Source organism: Caulobacter sp. GW456-12-1-14-TSB4 (assembly GCF_059424195.1).
The window spans coordinates 1-2698 of sequence record NZ_JBWKZF010000071.1 but is presented as its reverse complement, the minus strand read 5'-3'; the positions used below and the strand labels follow the sequence as shown (position 1 = coordinate 2698).

2 protein-coding genes are annotated in these 2698 nt (G+C 69.8%); both read left to right on the top strand.

Translation table 11 applies throughout. The features are described 5' to 3' along the window. Window positions 1-925, top strand: a 925-nt coding sequence (locus tag AC07YH_RS26660) for an alanine racemase (RefSeq protein WP_494749903.1), incomplete at its 5' end; no start/stop codon positions are given. 66 nt (window positions 926-991) lie between these two features. Beyond that, window positions 992-2647, top strand: coding sequence for a M28 family metallopeptidase (locus AC07YH_RS26655; RefSeq protein ID WP_494749902.1), 1656 nt, complete (start codon window positions 992-994; stop codon window positions 2645-2647). Window positions 2648-2698: the final 51 nt, after the last annotated feature.

Here is a 2698-nt window from a genome sequence, read left to right as displayed (position 1 = left end):
GCCCTGGGGTCCCGCCCGCCTGGCCGCCCTCGCCCGCACCGGCGCCAAGGTCGGCGTCGTCGCCGATGACGAGGGCCAGATCGACCGGCTGTCCGACGCCGCCGTCGCGGCCGGCGTCACCCTTGACCTCGTCGTCGACCTCGACCTCGGCACCCACCGCGCCGGCTGCTACCCGCGGGACGCCCTGCGCCTGGCCCGCGCCGCCGACGCCTCGCCGGGCCTGCGGTTCGCCGGCATCCAGGCCTATCTCGGCCACCTGCAGCACATGGACGACGTCGCCCTGCGCCAGACCGCCGACGAGACCGCCCACGCCACGCTGAAGGCCTTGGTCGCCGAGCTGACCGCCGCCGGCCTGGCGCCGCCCGTCGTGACGGGCGGCGGCACCGGCACCCACGCCTTCGACCTGGCCTCAGGCGTCTATACCGAGCTGCAGGCCGGCTCCTACGCGGTGATGGATGTCGAGTACGACGCCTGCGGCGGACCCGACGGCGACTGGAGCTTCGAGCCTTCGCTGTTCATCGCCGCCACCGTCGTCTCGGCCAACCACAAGAGCCACGTCACCTGCGACGCCGGCTTCAAGGCCGTGTCGATGGACGGCCCGCCGGCCCGCGTGGTGGCCGGCGCCGCGCCGGGCTCGCTGTGGCGGCCGATGGGCGATGAGCACGGCATGATCGCCCACCCGGCCCTGATCGACGTGCTGAAGGCCGGCGGCCGCGATCCGCTGGGTTTCGACAAGGCCGTCGCCAACGCCGACGCCGACCCCGCTCGCGCGCCTCCCGCCGACGCCCCCAAGGTCGGCGACCTCGTCTGGCTGCAGCCCGGCCACTGCGATCCCACCATCAATCTCTATGACGCGCTGCACGTCTGGGACGGCGAAAAGCTGGAACGCTGGGCGGTCGATGGCCGGCGCGTCACCGCCCCCTAGCCACGCTCGAAAACCCCCTCTAGGGTCCGCGCCCAACGATAAGATTTGCTCCTGGAGGGGCCTGAGATGAAACGCCTGCTGCTCGCCACCGCCCTGGTGGCCGCGCCCATGCTCTCGCACGCCGCCGACGCGCCCAAGATCGACCCCGCCAAGCTGTCGGCACACATCAAGGTGCTGTCGTCCGACGAGTTCGAGGGCCGCGGCCCCGCCACCGCGGGCGAAACCAAGGCCGTCGGCTATATCGTCGACCAGATGAAGACCATCGGCCTCTCGCCCGCCGGCGATCTGCAAAAGGACGGCAAGCGCGCCTGGACCCAGAACGTGCCGCTGGCCCGCTTCGAGATGGCCGGCCCGGTCGCCGCGAGCGTCACCGTCGGCGGCGCCAAGCAGGCCCTGGCCCAGGGCGACGACGTCGCCATCCGCGCGGCCATGACCAATGTCGACAGCGTCTCGATCAAGGACGCCCCGCTGGTCTTCGTCGGCTATGGCGTCAAGGCGCCCGAGCGCAACTGGGACGACTCCAAGGGCATGGACTTGAAGGGCAAGGTCCTGGTCGTGCTGATCAACGACCCGGACTTCGAGACGGGCTCGGGTGACTTTGGCGGCAAGGCCATGACCTATTACGGCCGCTGGACCTACAAGTACGAGGAAGCCGCCCGCCAGGGCGCCGCCGGCATCCTGATCGTCCACGAGACGGCCCCGGCCTCGTACGGCTGGAACACGGTCAAGAACTCCAACACCAACGTGATGTTCGACATCGTCCGCAAGGAGCCGGGCAAGTCGCACCCGTCGATGGAGGCCTGGATCCAGCGCGACGTCGCCGCCGACCTGTTCAAGAAGTCGGGCCTGGATTTCGACGCCTTGAAGAAGCAGGCCCAGACCCGCGACTTCAAGCCGGTGGTGCTGAAGGGCGCGACCTTCTCGGCCGACTTCAAGGTCAAGCACGAGGTGATCACCTCGCACAACGTCGCCGGCCGCATCGTCGGCACGAAGTTCCCGAACGAGACCATCATCTACAGCGGCCACTGGGACCACCTGGGCGTCGGCGCTCCGGACGCCAAGGGCGACAAGATCTACAACGGCGCCATCGACAACGCCGACGGCATCGCCGCCATCCTGGAACTGGCCCGCGCCTTCAAGAGCCAGCCCGCGCCGCAGCGCTCAGTGCTGTTCCTGGCCGTGACGGCCGAGGAGAAGGGCCTGCTGGGCTCGGAATACTACTCGGCCAACCCGCTGTTCCCGCTGGCCACAACGGTCGGCGACATCAATATCGACGCCCTGTCGGCGGCCGGTCCGGCCAAGGACATCGGCACCTCGGGCGACGGCAAGGTCGACCTGCAGGACATGCTGGTCGCCAAGGCCAAGCTGCACGGCCGCTACTTCACGCCGGACCCCGTGCCGCAGGCCGGCCACTTCTACCGCTCGGACCACTTCCCGTTCGCCAAGCGCGGCGTGCCGGCCATCTCGATCGGCTCGGGCAACGACCTGGTCAAGGGCGGCAAGGAAGCCGGCGAGAAGGCCGAGGCCGACTACACCGACAAGCGCTACCACCAGCCGGCGGACGAATGGTCGGCCGACTGGGACCTGTCGGGCCAGGCCATGGACCTGGGCCTCGTCTACGAGATCGGCCACGACCTGGCCAACTCGCGGGTATGGCCGCAGTGGCAGGCGGGTTCTGAGTTCAAGGCCCTGCGCGACAAGACAGCTGCGCAGCGGAAGTAAGCATTGGCGGGAGGGGCGCTCCGCGATCCCCTCCCCCGTTTCCCCGGGGGG